Source organism: Paraburkholderia sp. JHI2823, assembly GCF_038900695.1.
Classification (GTDB): domain Bacteria; phylum Pseudomonadota; class Gammaproteobacteria; order Burkholderiales; family Burkholderiaceae; genus Paraburkholderia; species Paraburkholderia mimosarum.
Window position 1 is genome coordinate 64,040 of record NZ_JAYMRY010000026.1, and the last position, 19,567, is coordinate 83,606.

A 19,567-nucleotide genomic window follows, 5' to 3' on the forward strand; every position below is an offset into this window, starting at 1 on the left:
CCGCCTTATTGCGAAACGTCTTTGCCGAAATATTTCTGCGAGATCTTCGCGTAGGTGCCGTCTGCCTTGATGTCGGCAAGCGCCTTGTTGACCGCCGCGACCAGTTCGGGGTTGCCCTTACGCAGCAGCACGCCCGACTGATCGTCCGCGGAAGACGTGTCGATGGAAGCGATCTTGAGCTTCGCGTCGGGCTTGTGCTTCTGAAAGTCGAGGAACGAAAGCGAGTCGTTGACGGTTGCGTCCACGCGGCCCGAAATCAGCAGATCGATCGATTCGTTGAAGCCCTGAACCGGCACGACGTCCGCACCGTGCGACGCGGCGAGCTTGCCAAAGTTGCTGGTGAGCGTGTTGGCCGACTTCTTGCCCTTCAGGTCGTCGAAGGAATGGATGTTCGTGTTGTCCGAGCGCACGATCAGCACGGCGTGCGTCGAAATATACGGGGTCGAAAAATCGTATTTGGCCTTGCGTGCGTCGGTGATCGAAACTTCGTTGATCACGGCGTCGTAGCGGTTGACGTCGAGGCCCGCGATCAGGCCATCCCACTTGCCTTCGATGAACTGCGGCTTGACGCCGAGCCGCTGTGCGATTGCGGTTGCGATATCGACGTCGAAGCCGGTCAGCTTGCCTGTTTCGTCGTGGTAAGTGAACGGCGCGTAGGTGCCTTCGGTCCCGACACGGAACAGGCCGGACGACTTGATCTGCGCGAGACTGTCAGCAGCGAGGGCAGGCGCCGCGGCAACGACCGACAGGAGGGCGGCGAAAAGAGCGGAGCGGATGGCTTTCATGATTGAAATAATCGCGATGAGAGAGTTTCGTCAATAGCATCAAAGGGGTGCGTCGACGGATTCTACTGTCGGCGAGTCGAGCCGCAAAACAGACACATTCGCTATGCATATGCTCTGATGGAATATAACGACGGATATGCCGCAGCCACGGACGGCCCGATCAGGCTTCATTCGGTGATTGCGAATGCGTCCTCCGCAGAGATCGCGGCCAACGGCAGGCGTCCGTTGGGCAGTTCGCGTGCGCGCAGCGCGGGAGCAGGAAACGCTCGACCTGCCAATCCATGAACTACTACCGCTTCGGGACTCAGTCAGTGCTTTTATGGCTTTTGTCTGTGAAGACGCGTGGCGAGGCGGCGACCCACCGCCTCGAACGCGCGCGCGCCGTGCACGACTTCGGCGGAGAGCCCGGGGCCGGGCGCGGCTGGCGAATGCGCTGTCCGAGACGATCAACGGACTGTACAAGGTCGAGGTTGTGCACCGGCGTTCATGGCGTATGCTTTAGGCTATCTAAATAGCGACGTGGGTGGCGCCGGTACAACCACCATCGGTTTCTCAGGCCCGCTCGGGAACGTGTCGCCGGCGGAGGCAGAGGAAGCTCACAATCGGAATCCGATGCTATCCGCTCGCGCACTGCAGCGCCGAACTCGGTGTCTCCGACAAAGCCGGCGCGGTTCAAACGGCCCCGGATATGAGATTTGGCGAAGACGCCCAGGTTGCCTGGCTAAGCCAGCCACTTCTTGATGTTGCTGGCCATCAGTTTCGTGGAGATACCGTAGCGGTCATGCAACGTTGGCAGTGCACCCGCGTCGAGGAAGGCATCGGGAAGCGCAATTTGCTTGAAGCAACAGGCGACACCTGCGCTCAACAAGGCCGTGGCAACGGCTTCGCCTAGTCCACCAATGACGGTGTGATTCTCGGCAACCACGACCATTCGCCCGGTACGCTTCGCTTCGCGAACGATGGTCTCGGTGTCGAGTGGCTTGATGGTGGGTGCGTGCAACACCGCAACGTCCACCTTGTCCGCTTCGAGAGCCTTGGCGGTCTCCAGCGCGCGCATGGTCATCATGCCGGACGAAATGATAAGCACGTCGGCGCCATCCCTCACTAGCTTGGCCTTGCCGAGTTCGAACTGGTAGTCGTACTCGTCGAGTACCGCGGGCACATTGCCGCGCAAGAGTCGCGCATAAACCGGCCCCTTGTGCGCTGCGATGGCCGGTACCATCTGCTCGATGTCGAGGGCATCGCACGGGTCAATCACCGTCATGTTCGGCATCGCGCGCATCAGTGCGAGGTCTTCGGCGGCCTGGTGGCTAGGGCCGTAGCCGGTCGTCAACCCTGGCAGCGCACAAACGATTTTGACATCGAGGTTGTCTTCCGCGATGGTCTGGTGAATGAAGTCATAGGCACGGCGCGTTGCAAACACGGCATAGGTGGTCACGAACGGTTGCGCGCCTTCGTGAGCGAAACCTGCCGCTGCGCCCATCAGCAATTGCTCGGCCATTCCCATCTGGTAATAGCGCTCGGGAAATGCCTTCGCGAAGATGTGAAGATCGGTGTACTTGCCGAGGTCCGCAGTCATGCCAATGACGTTGGTCTTCTCGCGAGCGAGCTCAACGAGGGCATGGCCAAACGGCGCGGAACGGGTAACCTGTCCTTCGCCAGCGATGGACGCAATCATCGCCGAGGTCTTCAGGCGAGGTTTTGTATCGACGACCGAGGTCATGCTTTTCTCCCTGCGTAAGTTTCATCAAGTGCTTCGAGTGCCAGCTTCCATTCATGCTCGTCCACGCGGATGAAGTGATTCTTCTCACGCTGTTCGAGAAACGGGACGCCGCGTCCCATCTTCGTGTCGCAAACGATGATGCGCGGCTTTGCCTCTCTCAGATTGCGCGCATTGTCGAATGCCCGTTTCACGGCATCGATATCATTGCCGTCGACGCGCTGTACGTACCAGCCGAATGCCTCGAGCTTCGGTACCAGCGGCTCGAAGGCCATAATTTGCGTCGATGGACCATCGGCCTGCTGGTTGTTCACGTCGATCATTGCAATCAGGTTGTCGAGCTTCCAGTGGGCCGCCGACATGAGGCCTTCCCAGATCGCGCCTTCATCGAGTTCGCCATCGGAAAACAGGGTGTAGACAAAGGACTTCGAGGCCTTGCGCTTCAAGCCCAGACAACGACCCACCGCGATCGTCAGTCCCTGGCCCAGTGAGCCGCCTGACATTTCCATCCCGGGTGTGTAGCTCGCCATACCCGACATCGGAAGGCGACTGTCGTCGCTGCCGTACGTTTCGAGCTCTTCCTCCGGAAGGATGCCCGCTTCGAACAATGCAGCGTAAAGCGCGATAGCGTAGTGGCCGTTTGAGAGCAGGAAGCGATCGCGTTCTTCCCATTCGGGTTCGGCGGGGCGGTAGTTCATCGCGCCGAAGTACGAGACGGCCAGTACGTCGGCAATATCGAGCGCCTGTCCGATGTAGCCCTGGCCTTGCACCTCGCCCATCAAGAGGGCGTTGCGCCGGATGCGCCAGGCGCGCTCGGCGAGCGTCGCATCCTCGATTACGGGAGTACTCATTTGCGTGTCTCCATGAAAAAGTAGATTCAGCGGTTGACGGTGCGGGCGGGGACGAGGAACACCAGGACCGCACCCACTACCACTGCCGACGAGATGAAGATGAGGCCCGCGGTTGGCTTGCCCGTGAGATCGTTCAACCAGCCGACAATGGCAGGCGAGAAGAAACCTGCGAGATTTGCAAAGCAGTTGACTGCTGCGATGCCGGCCGCTGCGGACATGCCGCCAAGTACTGCGGTCGGCAACGCCCAGAACAACGATGAGGAGGCGAGAATGCCGGCCGCGGCGACGCTCACGCAAATGATCGAGGGCCCCACGCTGCCAAGCATCGGCAGGGTGGCGAAGCCAGCCGCGGAGACAAGCATCGGAATGGCGAGATGCAGGCGACGCTCGCGGCGCTTGTCGGCGCTGCTTCCGAGCAGTGGCAGTGCGATGATTGCGCAGACATAGGGAATCGCGGTCAGGATACCCACCCAAAGCGGGTCAGCGACTCCGGTGCGTCGAACGATGGTTGGGAGCCAGAACGTGAGACCGTACTGACCCAACACGACGCAGAAGTAAATAGCGGCCATGAGCCACAGACGCCGATCGCCGATGAACGAACGGATCGAGTGGTGCTCGGTCGTCCTGGTACGGTCATTCTCGACGTTGCGCTTGAGCAGCGCCTTTTCGTCGTCATTGAGCCACTTCGCGCCAGCAATACCGTTGTCGAGGTAGAGGATGATGGCAATGCCGAGGACGAGCGACGGGAGTGCCTCGAGCATGAAAAGCCACTTCCATCCTGTCAGTCCCTGCACGCCCTGGAATGAATGCATGATCCAGCCCGACAACGGACCGCCGAGGATTCCCGCGAGAGGAATCGCCATAAAGAACATCGATAAAGCTTTGGCGCGTCGTGCCGCAGGAAACCAGTATGTCAGATAGAGAATCACGCCAGGCGCAAAGCCGGCCTCAGCGACACCGAGCAGGAAGCGCAGGACGTAGAACACTGTCGGCGACTTGACGAATACGAAGCTCGCCGAAATCACTGCCCAGGTCAGCATGATGCGAGCAAGCCAGTTGCGGGCTCCAACCCGGTGGAGAATCATGTTGCTCGGCACTTCGAACAAAAAATAGCCGAGGAAGAAAATGCCTGCGCCGATGCCATATACCGTTTCGGAAAAATTCAGATCGCTGAGCATCTGCAGCTTTGCGAAGCCGACGTTGACGCGGTCAAGATATGCGCCGAGATAGCAGAGCATCAGAAAAGGAATAAGACGCCGGGCGACCCTGGCGTAGGTCCTTGCTTCGAAGCTGACCGTTTCCTGGGAAGCCGTCAGCTCGGCACCGATAGCCGGCGCGGCCATTCTTTGTTTCATGATCGTCTCCTATGGGCCAGATTCATCGCGTGGGTGATTCGTCTGGTCGCAAACTGGGTAGCCGTTCGAGCGGCGCGACGCCCCGGTTATTCCGGGTGCGTCATGAACATGCGCATCGTTGCAAAGCGCACGCCAGAAGTGATGTCAGTGAATCAGCATCCCGCCGTTGACATCGAGCGTGATGCCCGTCAGATAGGTGGAGAGGTTGCTCGCCAGAAAGAGGCAGGCGTTGGCGATATCGTTGGCTTCGCCAAGGCGTCCGAGCGGAATTCCCTTGATGATTTCCGCACGCATTTCGGACGTAAGCTTGTCCCCCGTGATGTCTGTCTGGATAAGGCCGGGGGTGATCGAATTCACACGGATGTGGTCGGCACCGAATTCACGCGCCATCGCCTTGGCAAGGCCGAGGACGCCCGCCTTGGCGGCGCTGTAGTGCGGACCGCCAAAGATGCCGCCGCCGCGCTGCGCGGAGACCGAAGACATGCAGACGATACTGCCACTTTGCTGCTGCTTCATCTGAGGAATCACCGCTTGCGACATGTACAGGGTGCCGAGCAGGCTCACGCCGATCACGGCGTCGAAATTCTGCTTCGCGATTTCCAGCGTTTTGATGGGCTGTGTGATGCCGGCGTTGTTGACCAATGCATCAATGCGGCCGTATTTCTGTACGACGGCATTGGCGGCGGCCACGCATGCTTCCTTGTTGGTGACGTCGCACGCCAGACCAAGATGGCCTTCGCCGAGGTCGCGCGCAGCGCTCTCGGCGTCGGCCTGGACCAGGTCAAGGATCGCGACGTGAGCACCCTGCGCCGCCATCGCCCTGGCCGTTGCTTTCCCGATTCCGCGCGCCGACGCTGCACCGGTGATGACGACCACTTGATTCTCGAGCAACATGTTGATGTCTCCGTTGATGAACTAGCTGTAGGCGAAGTTTCTCCGGCTACGACCTGACCATCAACGCAGTTTCCCTCAACCGGTGCTGAGAAAATTTCAGGTCCCTCGGGATTTCCCTGGTGACCGGGGTGTGCTCCGCTCGATCTCCTGCTCAATCCACGCAAGGAACCGGGCGACCCGCGGCAAATCCGTATTCTGGCTGGGGTACACCAGATGGTGAGCACCGACCTCGACAGACTGAGTCTCATCAAAGACCGGCACCAGCGCTCCCTCGCGTATCTTCACTGACGCGAGCATGAGGCTTTCGAGCGCGATTCCGAGGCCAAGCGCCGCCGTCTCGAGCGACATGTACGAGCGATCGAAGGAGAAGTCGAAGGTCTTTTGGGCGCCGGGCACACCAGCCCGGCCAAACCATTGCCGCCACTGCACGAGTGGCGTTTCGGAATAAATCAGCCTGTGTCCGAGCAGATCTTCGGGCGTCTTTACCGGGTGTTGCTCCAGATACTTCGGCGACGCCAACGGGGCGATGAACTCGCCCCGGACAGTCTTGACCTCCACATTGTTCCATTCCCCGTATCCGTGGCGAATATCAATGTCGTAGTAGCCATTGGAGAACGAGACGTTCTCATAGGAACAGGCAAGATTCAGCTGGATGTCGCCGTTCGCCTCCTGAAAGGAGGCCAGGCGTGGGAGGAGCCACATCAAGCCAAAGCTGGGGCTGGAATGCACGCGCAGAATATCGACCTCCTTGCGACTGGACGCCCGCTCGGTTGCACGGCTCAAGTCGGCCAGCGAACCCGTTACGTCAGACAGATAGCGCTCGCCGGTGGGCGTGAGCACAAGACCGCGCCCTGTCCTCTGGAACAAGGGTTGCCCGATTATCGATTCGAGGTTGCTCAGCTGATGGCTCACTGCCGAGGCGGTGAGGCCCAGTTCTTCTGCCGCACGGTTTACGCTCTTGGTTCGAGCGATGCATTCGAAGGCGATGATTGCCTTGAGAGGTGGAATACGCATAGCGTTCACAAGTTTGATTGGTCGAGCTGGCGAGCTCGACTCCGGGACAAGGAAAAACGGTTTCCACACTGCCTCGGCCGGCTCCTGCTTGCTGGCGAGCACTGGCTATCGGCCGCCCGCGTTACCGGGGAACGCGCCAAACCGACCCGACTCGGCCATTCCATAGCCCATCGATCCAATGACAGCAACAGGCACTCCAGCGGACGGCAGCTCGAAGAGGAAAACCCCTTCAAGTCTCTGATTGTTTGCCGGTCAATGTAAGCCTCCAAACAACTGATTAACGAGACTGCGTAGCCATCGGTTCCCTGCTTCGTGGTGATAGCGTGCGTGCCAGTGCTGCCGGACTGCGAAGCTCTCGACGGGAATGGGGCATGGATGAACGGCCAGATCGTTCGCCTGCGCCAGTGTCTCTCCAATATGTCGGGGCAGTGTGGTGATCAGGTCCGTGCTTTGAATGATCGCTCCGAGACCCAGAAAACCCGGCAACTCAAGAATGACCTGACGTTCAACGCGTTCCCGAGAGAGCGCCTGTTCCAGCAGTTGAGCGCCAGTCCCCGCCGTTATGGCAACGTGCCCCTCATTGCGAAACTGTTTGACTCCCAGGCGGGACCGAATCCTTGCGTGATGACGATTGGCGAGACACACCCAGTCCTGATCGTACAGCTTCTGCTGATAGATGCCGCCTCCGAGCCAGGGCACATAACCAATCGCAAGGTCGGCTTCGCCCGACTCGAGCGCACGTTCCGTATTGCCGTCGATACGCGCGGCTTCGAGACGGACACCGGGCGCCAGCGCCCGGATATGCGCGAGCATCCGGGGCAGCAGTGTGACGTGGCTCGCGTCAGTCATGCAGATTCGAAACCGCCTTTGCGCGGTCGCCGGGTCGAACGCTATCTCCCACGCGCCAAAGCGGCGCAGTGATTCGAGTATCTCGCGGCAGGGCCCGATAAGGGCATCGGCCTGGGGCGTGGGTGCCATCCCACCCGGTGTCCGGATGAACAGCGGGTCATGAAGGTATTCCCTCAGCCGCCCGAGCCAGATGCTGATGGTGGGCTGGCTCTGGCCGAGCTGTTCGGCGACCCGCGTGACACTGCGCACATCATAAAGGAGGTCGAAGAGCTGAAGCAGCTTCAGGTCGGGTAGCTCGACGGGGAACATAGCAATATTGTGTTTCGCAATGACGTCATTGTAGCCATTGTATTGCCGGAATGAATGGCGACTTCTATCGTATGGCAGGACTCAAGGAGACGTCATTGAAGATTGCAATTTTGGGTGCCGGCGCGCTGGGTTGCGCTATTGGCGCCACGCTCACTGAAGGCGGGCACGAGACCTGGCTGGTCGACCGGTCGGCGGCGCACGTTGACGCCATGCGCCGCGATGGGCTGCGCGTCGACGACGCTAGCGGATCGCGTCAGGTTCGCGTTCTAGCGACAACGCAGGCAAGTGAAGCGGGCGCTGCGGATGTCGTCATCGTTCTGGTCAAATCCTTCCACACGGATTCGGCAATCCGCGGTGCGGGCGATCTGGTGGGGCCAGAGACGCTTGTGCTGTCGTTGCAGAACGGCCTCGGGCATGAAGACATTCTCGCCGATGCTGTCGGCCGCGAGCGCGTGCTCGCGGGGAAAACCTATGTCGGCGGCGTCCTTCGCGGTGCAGGGCACATCGAGTCCGGCGTCGTTGGCAAATACACCTATATCGGCGAACTCGACGGGCGAATCACGGCCCGTGTCCAAGCCATCGCCGAGGCATTGAATGCAGCCGGGCTGGCAACGACCGTCAGCGACAACATCGTCGGAACGATGTGGGACAAGCTGCTGGTCAATGTCGCAACGGGTGCGCTCACCGGCATTACCGGCCTGACCTACGGACAGCTTTACGACCAGCCGCTACTCAAGGCGACTGCTCTCGCAGCCGTGGCCGAAGCGATCGCCGCTGCACGGGCGGCCGGGGTCAGGCTTTCGATGACGGATCCTGAGCAGGCATGGACGCTGGCCGCCGAGGGACTCCCCACCGCGTTCAAGACCTCCATGCTCCAGAGCCTCGAGAAGGGTTCTGTGACGGAAGTCGATTTCATCAACGGCTCCGTGGTGCGCTGGGGACAGCAGCACGGCGTGCCGACCCCGGTCAATGCGACGCTCGTCGCCTGTATCAAGGGGATCGAGCGAGCCATGACGGACCGCCAACGCGAGGGAGCAGCGGCATGAGCACGCCAAAAGCCTACCTGGAGCACGTTGCCATCTGGGTGAAGGACATCCATTGGCACATTCGCTTTTTCGAAGAAGTGCTCGGCATGACGATGCGCGAGGTGGACGGAACGCAGGACGCGCCACGGCAGTTTTGGACGCTTGGCGGCATGCAGTTCATCCATGCCCCGGAGCATGACGGTCCCGAAGGCCGCCTCGCTCACCTGGGCGTCATGTGCGAAGACCTCGAGGCGGCGCTGCGCGCAGCCCAGCGATCCGGCGCCACCGAAATGCCGCAAGGTCGTAACTGGCTTCGCTTGCCGGATGGTCTTGCGCTCGAACTGATTCAGGCAAAACCCGCCTCCTGCGTTTCGCAGGCACTGGCGATCAATCCGCGCGCGGAGGCATGAACATGACGATTGTCGAGAAATACTGGGACGACGCCCGCGAAGGCGACGAGTGCGTGAGCCCCACCTACACGGTGACGAAGGAGCGCATTCTCGCCTACGCCGATCTTACCGGTGACCACACGCCTGTCCATGTCGATGAGGAATATGCGAACGCGAGCCACTTCGGCTGCATCGTCGCTCACGGCTTGTTCGGTCTGTCTGTGGCAGATGGCCTGAAGACGAAAAGCGACTACCGATTCCTTCCCGGGATGTCGCTCGGCTGGACCTGGGACTTCCTTCGGCCAATCCGGGTCAACGACGTGCTGCACGTGAAGTTTCGCGTTGGCGAAATGCGGGCAAGCAAGAGCCGTCCGGGCTGGGGCATTGTTGTGCTGCCCTCGGAACTGATCAACCAGAGTGGCGAGGTCGTTCAACGCGGCGAGCATCGTCTGATGATCCCCCGCCGCCCGGGAGCGTTCTGATGCAGGCACGTCCTCTCGAAGGCATTCGCGTCGTCGACTACAGCCATTTCCTTGCCGGTCCTTATGTTGGTCGCTGCCTTGCGGCGCTCGGTGCCGAAGTCATCAAGGTCGAGCGCCCCGGCTCGGGCGATGCTGGACGCCAGCATGCAACGGTGCTCGACGATCAACAGAGCGGCTACTTTCTCCAGCTCAACATGGGCAAGCGTGGCGTGAGCGTCAACATGAAAGACCCGCGCGGCAAGGCCTTCATGCAGCGCCTGTGCGATTCGGCAGACGTGTTCATCGAGAACTACCGGCCGGGCGCGCTCGACAAGCTCGGGCTTGGCTACGCCGAACTCTCGGCACGCAACCCGGGTCTCGTTTACTGCTCGATATCTGCATATGGCCACACGGGTCCCGACGCGCACCGCGCCGGTTTCGGGCTGATTGCGGAGGCCAGGAGCGGAATCATGCAAATGGTCGGCACACCGGGTGAACGCCCGCCGCTGTTGCGCATCTCTCTGGGCGACATGTACACGGGCATCCATGCCGTCGCTGCCATCAATGCCGCGTTGCTGGGAAGAGTCAGAAGCGGGCGCGGGCAACACATCGATATGGCGCTGTACGACACGCTCGTCTCGATGCACGAATACGCCGTTCAGTGCTTCACGCTACAGGGCGTACTTCCCGAGCAAACCGGCCACGATATGCCTACGTCGACGCTGTATGGCGTATTCCGTGCGGCAGATGGCGACCTCGTAATCGCAGCGCAAGTCGATGACGCCTGGAAGCGCCTTGCCTCGATGATCGAGGCAAACGGCGGCCCCGTGGGCTTCGGTGCCGATGCCCGCTTTCATAGCGTCACAGGTCGCAACACACTGCGCGCCGAGATTCTCTCGGTGGTCGAACCGTGGGTAGCCGCGCGCTCGGCGGCGTCTGTTCTCGATCTGCTGGACGGCATCGACGTTCCGTGCGCGAAAGTGCAGCGCATCGATGAAGTGCTGGCTGATCCGCAGATTCAGGCCAGAGGCATGGTCGTCGAGCAGCAACATCCGCGCTATGGGACCTTGCGCTTGCCCAACCTGCCGTTCCGCTTCTCCGATTGCGACACGACGATTCGCGAGGTCGCGCCCGATCTGGGGCAGCACAACGCCGAAGTTGCGCGCTCGCTGGGTTTTGAACCCGCCGAAATTGTCGCGATGCAGACCGATGGGGTTCTCTTTTCAAAAGCGAGCCAATGATGACAGACCAGTACGCGGTTATTGGCAACCCGATAGGCCACACGAAGTCCCCGCTGATCCATGGAATTTTCGCCAGGGAGACAGCGCAGGACATGAGCTACACGGCCATCGAGGGTCCCCTCGAGCCGGCGGGTGCATTCGCCGATGTCGTGCGCGCCTTCGCCGCCTCGGGTGGTAAGGGCATCAACATCACGGCGCCTTTCAAGCTCAAGGCATTCGCGATGTCGGACGAGCGTAGCGAGCGTGCCGAACTGGCTGGTGCGGCCAATGCGCTCAAGTTCGAGAACGGGCGTGTTCTCGCCGAGAACTTCGATGGAATCGGCCTCGTTCGCGACATCGAAGTGAATCTTGGCTTGCGGATGGAGGGCAGGCGAGTATTGCTGCTCGGTGCGGGCGGTGCGGTGCGCGGCGCGTTGCTGCCTTTTCTCGCAGCCAGGCCGGCAGAGATGGTCATGGTGAACCGCGATGTGACTAAAGGCCTTGCACTGGCGGCACAGGTGTCGGGGCGTGGCCCTCTCGTCGCGTGCGGATACGCTGATCTGCAGAGGCTCGGTCGATTCGATCTCGTAGTCAACGCAACTTCGGCGAGCCTTACCGGCGATTTGCCTCCCGTTCCCCCGAGCGTTTTCAGTGGGCAAGGCACAGCGTACGAGCTTGCGTACGGTAAAGGGTTGACTCCGTTTCTCCGCCTTGCACGAAACGCCGGGGTACGCGGCGTCGCAGACGGCGTTGGCATGCTGGTCGAGCAGGCAGCAGAGGCATTCTTGTGGTGGCGTGGCGTGCGCCCGGCAACCAGCGCTGTCATCGACCAACTGACGGTTCCGCTTGCCTGATTACGATCGAACCCGATACGGAGCGTGCAGTGAGGTATCGGGACGATCGCTTCTGTCGAGATGAGGTGTCCCGTGTGTTACTTCTGGAATGTGCCGAGCAGTTGGGTGCGTGCCATTACATGGCCTTCCATCGCCTTTTCCAGCACGGCCTTTGTGGGCTCGTGAAGATCGGGCAGCACGGTGTCGAGCGCGTAGAGCTTGTGGAAATACCGGTGACGGCCAGCGGGCGGGCATGGGCCGCCATACGTGGTGCGTTGAAAATCGTTGGTGCCTTCAAGCGTGCCTGCCGGAAGCGCGTCCGCAGTGACGCCTTCCTGAACACCAGGCGCCGTCGCCGGAATGTTGTAAAGCACCCAGTGGACCCATGTCATGCGTGGTGCGGCCGGGTCAGGCGCGTCGGGGTCGTCGACGATCAGCACGAGGCTTTTCGCATCGGCGGGCACCCCGGACCATGCGAGCGGCGGCGAGACGTCCGCACCCTTGCAGGTGTAGCGCCGAGGAATTTCGCCCCCTTCATGGAAAGCTTGCGAGGTGAGAGTGAAGGCCATGATGTGCTCCTCGGCGTCAGCCAGCGCTGCGAGCTAGTGCTTGCGATGCAACCAGCTCATGTGGTGCGTGTCGAGCCACTGGTTCAGACCCTCTCCAGGGTGTTCGTGCCTGTAGCGCCTCGACAGGGCCCATGCAACGACAACGAGAACCACAAGACCAACCCAAACACTGATCATTGACTGAGCCATGGCAGCCTCCTCGGAGAATGCGACCATGCATGAATTCTAGTCAGTGGCGACCGCGCTCGCTCGGCTTGCGTAAATGGGTTACGACCCGAACGCTTCCCTGACTCGAACAACGATCTGCCGAATCTCCGGCGTGCCGTATTCGGTGGATGAGGGCGCCCGTTCCGCAGCACCCGCGAAATGGTCTGATTTTTGGTCCCGCCAGTGATACGGTACGTCCAGCGTGATCGCCACCGCATCTGTTGCAGCGCGGCACGCACCGATCGGCCCACTATGCGGGACGCCCCTGGATTGCCGCGTCGCTGCGTTGTCCCTACTATCAACTCCCTCGCCATTGCAGCGAGTGCGCCACCGGCAAGCGACGCTTAAAGCGAACGCCTTAGCCGACGCAGTCCATACAGCACTACTCGAGCTATCAGGAGGCAAGCATGCTCAGCGCTCATGAATTTGCGACTTTGATGCTGGTGAGGGATTCAGCCGACCACATTGCCGAACGGCAAGAACTGGATACGTTGCTTGAACGTCAGCTCGTCACCATGGAGAGGCTTGCCGGCGGTGCTGTGCGGGCGCGTGTGACGGAGGACGGCGATTCGCTCCTTCGTCACCTCACTCGCCTCCATTGAGAGCGCGAAGCACTGAAGGACCCACACATCCGCGCGGTCTGTGCGCCCATCATCCGAAGGCAGGTCAGCTAGCCCGACTTTGATTGCGCGAGCCGATGAGTCTACCCGGCGCCCTGCGGCAGGTCGGAATTGCATTCAACCTCATCGTCGGCTACGACCCGGGTTGTGACCGCGCAGGCTACCGGATTGAGGGCGTCACAACGTGGGTAACCGATGGAAGACGTCGAAACGCGCAAACGGGGCCGCAGCCGTTCCGAAATCGCCCGCATGTGCCCATCCGAGCGGCGGCTGCGCATTGGTGAGCGGCCGCTCCACACACGACGGTGAATGTCGCATCTTCGTCTCCTGGTTGCTCGATTAAGCGCCGGCGTAAAGGCTCCGCCGAAATGCCGTCGGCTGAAACGTCTACAATGGATCCTGGTCAAAAAAAACGAATACGACCAGCCATGCCACTTAACTCGATCTATCCAGCGCGGAAACGAACAGCCCGGCCAGTCTGGCCCGCCGTGTGCGTCGCGCTCCTACTGTTGCCGGCGGCCCTCGTTGCCCAGAACGAGAAACCGGGTATTGCCTTTTCCACGATCGAGCCCGGCGGACCACTGCCCGCAGGCTGGAAGAACCTGCCGGTTGCGCACGGCAAGCCCTTGACGCAATACACGCTTGTTCACGACGGCAACACCACCGTCCTGCAGGCGGACGGGGACCGCTCTGCTTCGGCGCTCATGCACGAGGGTAATATCGACCTCGTCCGCACACCCGTCGTGGCGTGGCGATGGAAAGCAAAAGGACCGATCGAGGGCGCCGACAACCGCGTCGGATCAAAGGAAGACGCGCCAGCGCGACTGGTGTTCTTGTTTGACGGCGACAAAAGCAAGCTATCGTTCTTTGACAGGGCCAAGATGGACCTGGCAAAGCGCCTGGGTGGCGAAGAGCTGCCCTATGCCACGCTGATGTATATCTGGTCAACCACCGCTGCGCCAGGCACCGTCATTGCCAATCCTCACACGAACCGCGTACAGATGATCGTGGTCTCTGGTCTGTCCGGCGATGCGGGTCACTGGCAAAGCCTGCGCCGCAATATCGTGCAAGACTACGAGCGGGTCTTTCACGAACCGCCTGGACGAATCACCGGCTACGGGCTGCTGACCGATACCGATAATACCGGTACCACTACGCGCGCCTGGTACGGAGACGTCGAGTTCCTGCCCGGGCCTTGATAACGCAAAGCGGCCGAACTAACTGAGTCCCTGCGACGAGGGCGCATGGCGCACCGCTTCCTGATGCGACTATCCGTCTCAAGAACGACAGCCAATCAACGTTGCCACCACGCCCGCACCGGGCGTCATGTCCGGGCTTGCCAGCAGCCGTTACACCACTCCGTGCGCTTGATCAGTATGCATGCGTGTACAACCACTTCGCGTACGAATCGAGACCTTCCTCGAAGCTGATCTGCGGCACATAACCTGGCTCGCGTTTCGCGAGCGAGAGATCGAACGGCGCATTGCGATCGAGTACCTCCAGCGTGCCCGGTCCGATTTCAATGTCAGCCCCGGGAAAGCGACTGCGCACCAGTGCGGCCACCTCGCCGTAAGTGCGCTGATCCCCGCCCGTAATATTGAAAGCCCGGCCGGCGGCATGTGGCGCACCGAGTGCCAGCAGGCTCGCTCTGGCTACGTCTGTCACGTGGACGTACTGGAAACGGTAGTCCGCGCCGGCCGGCTCGTTCGTCGGCCGGCCGTCGATTGCGTTGCGCAGCAGGGTGTGCAGATAGCACTGCATGTATTGCCCGGGACCATAAATCCAGCCTGGGCGCAGCGACACGATATGCATGCCGTACAGGCGGCTGTAGACCGACGCCAGCTTCTCGGTAAAGACCTTGGTCGCGCCGTATGGCGTGGTCGGATTCAAAGGCGCGTCTTCATGCGTCGCCTCAAGGTCTTCGTTGTCGCCGTATACACATTCAGAGCTGAAGTTCACGACGCGCCTTACCGATTTCAATCGTGCGGCCTCGAAAACGTTCGTCGTACCAAGTGCGTTGGTCACGACAGTCTGATAAGGAATCTCGCGAGAAAAAAACGGATGCGAAACCGCCGCCGCATGAATGACTGCGTCAATTGCGAAGCGGTCGATCGTCTCCAGAAGATGCGGCAGGTCGTTCAGATCGCCTTGCACATAATGGACACCGCGCGTCGCGTCGCTCTCAGCCGCTCGACGATCATAGCTGACCGCGATCTGCTGGTTGTCCGCGATCATTTGAATCAGCGTGCTGCCGAGGAAACCGCAGCCGCCTGTAACGAGTATTGCCATGCCCTTTTCCTGGTCTACGGATGAATTCCAGCGCGCCTTGCGTTGCCATGCGATCAACCGTTCATCACGCCACCGCCGTTCACGCCGACGATCTGGCCGGTCATGAAGCTCGCTGCGCCTGAGTTCAGGAACCGCACGACCTGCGCGATCTCATCAGGCGTGCCGAGACGCTTGAGCGGGTAGCGTGCGGCTTCCTCGTCGATATAACGCTCGCCGAGCGCTTCAACCATCGGTGTAATTACGCCGCCGGGCGCGACCGCATTCACGCGCACGCCATACGGTGCGAGTTCGCGTGCGAGGCTCTTGGTGAACGCAATGATGCCGCCTTTCGCGGCGCTGTAGTGACTGAGATTCTCGCAGCCGATCTGGCCCAGGTCGGATGCGATATTGACGATCGATCCGCTGTGCTGCTGTTTCATCAAACGCGCGGCTTCACGCGAGAAGTGGAACGCGCCGTAAAGATGCACCTTGATCATGCTGTCCCACGCGGCGTCGGTGAGTTCCGTTACCGGCGATTCCTGCAGTATCCCCGCGTTGTTGACCAGCACGTCGAGCTGCTCGATGTTCGAAAATATGCCCCGTACGCGTGCAGGATCGGAAACGTCGCCAGCGGCCACCGTGCAGCGCGCGCCAAGCGCTTCAATCTCCTCGCAGAGGGCGGCGAGCGAAGGGCTGAAGGGCAGGTCGTTGACAATCACATGAGCGCGCTCCCGAGCGAACGCAAGGGCGATGGCTCGTCCAATGCCGCTGCCAGCGCCCGTTACGAGACAGGTCGTGGTCTGTTCCCGCGTCGCGCCGAAATCAGTTCGTTGCGTCATCAACGGATAAAGAAATATTGCGATGCCGGCGATTCTAATTCCGATTATTTTTATCGGCCAGCTTTGGCGCGGTGTTGCGCGAGCCATGCACCGCAGCCAGCGGCGCACGCATGTGCAATCCCATCGAAAGGGCAATGCTGCACCGACGTAGGGCGGCCGTGCTTAATCCTGGTTAAGCTGCGCGCATGGCTGCATGCAGCGTTTTCGGGCGAAAGAACCCGTGGGCAAAGGATTTTCGATGGACTGGCAAGCTTCCTGCTTGGTAACAGGCGTCACGGGATGAGCATAGAGTTCAGCTATTGACAGGAGAACTAGGGTTCCGGTCCGCGGATGCACGGCGCGGATGACTGGTCCGAGAGTTTTCCGGCTCCGGCTTCAAGGGGCTCCACGGAGGGATAAAAGCCCGGGAGATGCGCTAGACAATGCGCCTCCCGTGCCCATTCCCTTCATGATCAGGAGCCTCACGTATGCCGTTCGTTTTGAAGAAAGCGTTGCGCACGCTCTCCGTCGCCAGCACTCTGGTCGCTTCCGCACTGTTCGGTTCGCCGGCAGCCCACGCAGCCGAAGCGCTCAAGATCGGCACCGTCGTGTGGATAGGCTATGGTCCGTTCTATGTTGCCGAAGCCCTCGATCTCTACAAGAAGTATGGCCTCTCGGTCAAGCTCCAGTACTTCACCGATCCTGGACTGCTGCCCGCGGCGCTGACCAGTCATTCGGTCAACGGCGTGATGCTCACTTATGACCAGGTCGTCGGCTCGGTCGCGAAGGGTCTATCAGAGAAGGTCGTGATGCCCATCGACTTTTCCGCGGGCGCCGACGCAATCGTCGCCTCCGGAGACATCAAGTCGGTGGCGGATTTCAAGGGCAAGAAGGTCGCCTTCAATCCGCTCTCTCCATCTGATTTCCTGCTCAGCTACGCACTGCAAACGAACGGCCTGAGCGACAAGGAAATTCACGCCGTGAACATGACGCCCGAAGGCATTCCGGGCGCGATGCTCTCTGGTAGCCTGCCGGTCGGCGTGACCTACGAGCCGAACGTCTCGCAGATCGTCAATTCGGGCAAGGGCAAGTTCCATGTCGTCTACTCGTCGCGCAATGCGCCGGGCCTGATTGCGGACGTGCTCGTGTTCGACCAGTCGTTCATCGACGCTCATCCGGGCGAAGTGAAAGGGATTTTGCAAGCCTACGCGGACGGCCTCGCCTATATGAAGAGCCATCCCGACGACGCCAACAAGATCATCGCCAAGGTGCTCGGCGTCGCGCCCGCGGAAGTCAAGGCGCAAATGGCCGGCGTGTACAACATCCCTGTCGCGGAGATGCCCCAGAGCTTCGTGAAGGGGCCGACCACGCGGTCCTATTACACGAGTGGCGCGGTGATCGGCAATCTTCTGCTCAAGAAAGGGCAGATCAGCACCTTGCCGCCCACCGAGAAGACGATCGACGCGCAGTTCGTCAACCAGATCGCGAGGTAAGAGCCATGGCCGCGATCTACCGATATCGGGACGCGCTGCTGCCCAATAGCGCTGCCATTGCCTATGCGGTTGGCGGTTATGCACTCGGCGTCGTCCTGCTGTGCTCCCACACTGGATGGATCGCGGCCGCTGGCGTCGCGGTATTGGCGCACGCAATGATCATCGGCGCCTATCTGCTGCACGACGCCGCTCACCTCGCCATCTTTCGCACCCCCGAAGCCAACGCGCGTCTGGGCACGGTCATGGCGTGGCTGACCGGTGCCTGCTACGCGCCGTTCAGCGCTCTGCGCCACAAGCATATGCGTCATCACGTGGACCGCGCGGACATCGTGACGTTCGATGCCAAGGCGTTCCTGCTGAAGGTGCCCGTCAGCCTGCGCCGCGTGATTGTGTTGCTCGAATGGCTCTATGTGCCGGCTATCGAACTCGTGATGCACGGCTATGTGATGATCATGCCGTTTCTGCACCCTGAGCATCGCGCCCAACGGCGGCGCGTCGTGCTTGTCGCGCTCATTCGCATCGCACTGTTCGGCGCACTCGGCTGGGCGTCGCCGAAGGCGTTGCTCCTGTACATGGTGGCGTGGTTCATCTGCCTCACTGTCCTGCGTTTCGCGGACGCGTATCAGCATACGTACGACGCGTTCGCCGTGCTGGAAGGCAACGTCGCGATTCCCGACGGCAAGGTGCGCGACCGCGCCTACGAGCAACGCAACACTTACTCGAATCTCGTTTCGGTGAAGTTTCCGGCGCTGAACCTGCTGCTGCTGAACTTCTCGTATCACAACGCGCACCACGACCGGCCCATCGAGCCGTGGTACCGCTTGCCGCGCGCGCATCGTCAGTTGTACGGCGACGACGACAGCCAGGTGATTCCCATGTCGCGGCTGCTATGCGGATTTCACCGGCATCGCGTGAAGCGGCTGCTGTCGGCCGACTATGGGTCGATGGATGTCACGCGCAAGCAGGTGGATGACTTCTACGGCGCAGTGGGCGTGTCGTTTCTTACTGCTGTCTGAATACCCGGCCAGGGCGCGTTTCGTTGAACCGGTGCCCCATTCGATGACGACGAACGCGTTACCCCGCTACAGGATTGCTCAATGCATTCTCACCTGATGCAGCATTTGAGTTGGGTTGACTACCGCCAACGCGTACTCGACGACAAGGCCATCGTGCTGCTGCCCTGCGGCGCGCTGGAGCAGCACGGCCCGCATCTACCGCTCGGCACCGATGCGCTCCTGGCAAGCGCGGTGGCGCTCGACGTCGCGCGCGAGGTTGGCGGGATCGTTGCCCCGGCGTTCAACTACGGATACCGCTCGCAGCCCAGGTGCGGTGGCGGCCAGCACTTTTGCGGCACGACGAGCCTCGACGGCAACAACCTGAGCCAGATGACGCGCGATGTAATCCGCGAATTCGCGCGTCACGGCGTACGCCGGCTCGCGTTGATCGATGGACACTATGAAAACCAGTGGTTCCTCACCGAAGGCATCGAGCTGGCGATGCGCGACCTCTCTCTCCAGGGCACGCGCACGCCGCCGCTGCGTGTCGTGCGGCTGGAGTACTGGGATTTTTTGACCGAACCCACACTCGCCAAAGTGTTCCCCGAAGGTTTCCCGGGCTTCGCGCTCGAACATGCGGCCGTAATGGAGACGTCGATGATGCTCCACTACCACCCGGACCTCGTGTCGACCGACAAGATTCCCGACGACGGCCCTGCGGACTTCCCGGCCTACGACACCTACCCGACACGCTCTGGCTGGGTGCCGCTCTCCGGTGTGCTTTCGTCGGCGCGTGGCGCGAGCGCCGGGAAGGGCGCGCTGCTCGCGCAAGAAGTGGCCGCGCGGGTGGCCCGCGCGCTGCGAGCGGAATTTTCCGATCTTTCCTGAACTG

The 19,567-nt window shown here is 61.0% G+C and carries 20 protein-coding genes, 1 pseudogene and 1 riboswitch; of the genes and pseudogenes, 11 read left to right on the forward strand and 10 right to left on the reverse strand.

Translation table 11 applies throughout. From position 1 onward, the window contains the following. Positions 1-5: 5 nt before the first annotated feature. Positions 6-785, reverse strand: a complete 780-nt coding sequence (locus tag VSR34_RS24835; RefSeq protein ID WP_342963815.1) for an amino acid ABC transporter substrate-binding protein — start codon at positions 783-785, stop codon at positions 6-8. A 427-nt stretch (positions 786-1,212) separates the two neighbouring features. Here VSR34_RS24835 and VSR34_RS24840 point away from each other — a divergent pair. Further along, positions 1,213-1,376, forward strand: a pseudogene (locus VSR34_RS24840) (IS3 family transposase); the annotation flags it as partial. A 130-nt stretch (positions 1,377-1,506) separates the two neighbouring features. Here the strand turns inward: VSR34_RS24840 and VSR34_RS24845 are convergent. The 6 genes from VSR34_RS24845 to VSR34_RS24870 form a co-directional block, all read right to left on the reverse strand. Continuing rightward, entirely contained in the window at positions 1,507-2,508 is a 1,002-nt protein-coding gene (locus VSR34_RS24845; protein ID WP_342963816.1) for a transketolase family protein, read from the reverse strand. Further along, a complete protein-coding gene (locus VSR34_RS24850; RefSeq protein WP_342963817.1) occupies positions 2,505-3,356 on the reverse strand; it encodes a transketolase in 852 nt (283 codons plus the stop codon). The genes VSR34_RS24845 and VSR34_RS24850 overlap by 4 nt, the downstream gene beginning before the upstream one ends. 26 nt (positions 3,357-3,382) lie before the next feature. Then, complete coding sequence (locus tag VSR34_RS24855) at positions 3,383-4,711, reverse strand: MFS transporter (RefSeq protein ID WP_028231908.1); 1,329 nt, start codon at positions 4,709-4,711, stop codon at positions 3,383-3,385. Positions 4,712-4,855: 144 nt separating this feature from the next. After that, on the reverse strand, positions 4,856-5,605 hold the full coding sequence (locus VSR34_RS24860; RefSeq protein ID WP_342963818.1) for an SDR family oxidoreductase: 750 nt from the start codon (positions 5,603-5,605) through the stop codon (positions 4,856-4,858). A 96-nt stretch (positions 5,606-5,701) separates the two neighbouring features. Further along, positions 5,702-6,619, reverse strand: a complete 918-nt coding sequence (locus VSR34_RS24865; protein WP_342963851.1) for a LysR substrate-binding domain-containing protein — start codon at positions 6,617-6,619, stop codon at positions 5,702-5,704. A 252-nt stretch (positions 6,620-6,871) separates the two neighbouring features. Then, on the reverse strand, positions 6,872-7,777 hold the full coding sequence (locus VSR34_RS24870) for a LysR family transcriptional regulator (protein ID WP_342963819.1): 906 nt from the start codon (positions 7,775-7,777) through the stop codon (positions 6,872-6,874). Between the two features lie 95 nt (positions 7,778-7,872). On the opposite strand from VSR34_RS24870, the gene VSR34_RS24875 reads away from it, so the two are divergent. From VSR34_RS24875 to aroE, 5 genes are read left to right on the forward strand one after another with little or no spacing between them, the layout of a single operon-like run. After that, complete coding sequence (locus tag VSR34_RS24875) at positions 7,873-8,823, forward strand: ketopantoate reductase family protein (RefSeq protein WP_342963820.1); 951 nt, start codon at positions 7,873-7,875, stop codon at positions 8,821-8,823. After that, a complete protein-coding gene (locus VSR34_RS24880; RefSeq protein ID WP_028215086.1) occupies positions 8,820-9,212 on the forward strand; it encodes a VOC family protein in 393 nt (130 codons plus the stop codon). The genes VSR34_RS24875 and VSR34_RS24880 overlap by 4 nt, the downstream gene beginning before the upstream one ends. Positions 9,213-9,214: 2 nt before the next feature. After that, on the forward strand, positions 9,215-9,673 hold the full coding sequence (locus VSR34_RS24885) for a MaoC family dehydratase (protein ID WP_028215085.1): 459 nt from the start codon (positions 9,215-9,217) through the stop codon (positions 9,671-9,673). Beyond that, positions 9,673-10,893: a CoA transferase gene (locus tag VSR34_RS24890; RefSeq protein ID WP_342963821.1), complete on the forward strand. Its 1,221-nt coding sequence runs from the start codon at positions 9,673-9,675 to the stop codon at positions 10,891-10,893. The genes VSR34_RS24885 and VSR34_RS24890 overlap by 1 nt, the downstream gene beginning before the upstream one ends. Continuing rightward, positions 10,893-11,726, forward strand: coding sequence for a shikimate dehydrogenase (gene aroE / locus VSR34_RS24895; RefSeq protein ID WP_342963852.1), 834 nt, complete (start codon positions 10,893-10,895; stop codon positions 11,724-11,726). Before VSR34_RS24890 ends, aroE begins: the two co-directional genes overlap by 1 nt. A 77-nt stretch (positions 11,727-11,803) precedes the next feature. On the opposite strand, the gene VSR34_RS24900 is transcribed toward aroE, so the two are convergent. Further along, on the reverse strand, positions 11,804-12,274 hold the full coding sequence (locus tag VSR34_RS24900; protein ID WP_028215082.1) for a YbhB/YbcL family Raf kinase inhibitor-like protein: 471 nt from the start codon (positions 12,272-12,274) through the stop codon (positions 11,804-11,806). 614 nt (positions 12,275-12,888) lie between these two features. On the opposite strand from VSR34_RS24900, the gene VSR34_RS24905 reads away from it, so the two are divergent. Both VSR34_RS24905 and VSR34_RS24910 read left to right on the forward strand, forming a co-directional pair. Next, the gene (locus tag VSR34_RS24905; protein WP_342963822.1) at positions 12,889-13,083 is read left to right on the forward strand and encodes a hypothetical protein; all 195 of its coding nucleotides are present in this window, start codon (positions 12,889-12,891) and stop codon (positions 13,081-13,083) included. A gap of 446 nt (positions 13,084-13,529) precedes the next feature. Beyond that, on the forward strand, positions 13,530-14,300 hold the full coding sequence (locus VSR34_RS24910; protein ID WP_342963823.1) for a DUF3047 domain-containing protein: 771 nt from the start codon (positions 13,530-13,532) through the stop codon (positions 14,298-14,300). Between the two features lie 172 nt (positions 14,301-14,472). Here the strand turns inward: VSR34_RS24910 and VSR34_RS24915 are convergent, their stop codons facing one another. Together VSR34_RS24915 and VSR34_RS24920 are read right to left on the reverse strand one after the other, a co-directional pair. After that, a complete protein-coding gene (locus VSR34_RS24915) occupies positions 14,473-15,390 on the reverse strand; it encodes an NAD(P)-dependent oxidoreductase (RefSeq protein WP_342963824.1) in 918 nt (305 codons plus the stop codon). Between the two features lie 53 nt (positions 15,391-15,443). After that, on the reverse strand, positions 15,444-16,295 hold the full coding sequence (locus tag VSR34_RS24920; RefSeq protein ID WP_342963825.1) for an SDR family NAD(P)-dependent oxidoreductase: 852 nt from the start codon (positions 16,293-16,295) through the stop codon (positions 15,444-15,446). 213 nt (positions 16,296-16,508) lie between these two features. After that, positions 16,509-16,620, forward strand: a riboswitch (guanidine-I (ykkC/yxkD leader). A 55-nt stretch (positions 16,621-16,675) separates the two neighbouring features. On the opposite strand from VSR34_RS24920, the gene VSR34_RS24925 reads away from it, so the two are divergent. From VSR34_RS24925 to VSR34_RS24935, 3 genes are all read left to right on the forward strand, one after another. Continuing rightward, positions 16,676-17,680, forward strand: coding sequence for an ABC transporter substrate-binding protein (locus VSR34_RS24925; RefSeq protein ID WP_342963826.1), 1,005 nt, complete (start codon positions 16,676-16,678; stop codon positions 17,678-17,680). A gap of 5 nt (positions 17,681-17,685) precedes the next feature. Next, a complete protein-coding gene (locus tag VSR34_RS24930; RefSeq protein ID WP_342963827.1) occupies positions 17,686-18,696 on the forward strand; it encodes a fatty acid desaturase in 1,011 nt (336 codons plus the stop codon). 81 nt (positions 18,697-18,777) lie between these two features. Then, positions 18,778-19,563, forward strand: coding sequence for a creatininase (locus VSR34_RS24935; protein WP_028215075.1), 786 nt, complete (start codon positions 18,778-18,780; stop codon positions 19,561-19,563). The last annotated feature ends 4 nt before the right edge of the window (positions 19,564-19,567 follow it).